Source organism: Streptomyces colwelliae, from assembly GCF_048158785.1.
Taxonomy (GTDB): Bacteria; Actinomycetota; Actinomycetes; order Streptomycetales; family Streptomycetaceae; genus Streptomyces.
On record NZ_JBLTJC010000876.1, the window covers coordinates 1 to 673 of the forward strand.

Here is a 673-nt window from a genome sequence, read left to right on the forward strand (position 1 = left end):
GCCGGTGGCCCCTTCGCAGGTACCCATGGGGCCGGGTCCTCCGCCGGCTCTCGTCCGGCCGCGCCCGCAACTGCGGCGCGAGATGCGCCTGCCGCACCCGCCGAGGAAGCCGCCCGGAACCGGATCCGCCGGTGCGGGGGCCTGCGTATGGGGCGGCGGCGGAGTGGGGATCCGAGGAAGCTCCGGAAGCGCCAGCGGTACGGGACTGAGGGAAGGGCGCGGCCGCACGAGAGCCGGCGGAGGACCCGGCCCCATGGGTACCTGCGAAGGGGCCACCGGCACGGGGGGCACCGGAGGACCCACCCGTACGAAAGTCCGCGGACGGCCCGGCCGCACGGAAGTCCCCCGAGGTCCCGCCCTCGCGGAAGTCCGCCGAGGGTGTCGTGTCGCCGGGACCCGCCGAAGGCCCGGCCGTGCGCGGCGACGTGGCGGCGGAGCCGTCGGCCGGCCGTGTCTCCGGGCCGGAGGGCGACTGGGCGTGCGCTGCGGGGCGAGTGCGGATACGCATCGGCATACCGCCGGCCGTCACCCCGCCCCGTCCCGAACCGCTGACCGGGCCGGTGGTCATCCCGGTGGTCATCCCGGCGACCGAGCCCATCCCCGAGCCGCCGCCCGACCGCGTCCCCGAACCCTGCCCGGAACCCGTCGCCAAACCGGTCACCGAGCCCATCCC

Annotated in this window: 1 pseudogene; it reads left to right on the forward strand. The window is 77.3% G+C overall.

Going from position 1 to position 673, the window contains the following annotated elements:
• Positions 1-383 precede the first annotated feature (383 nt).
• Positions 384-673: pseudogene (locus ACNFOC_RS54940) on the forward strand (hypothetical protein); the annotation flags it as partial.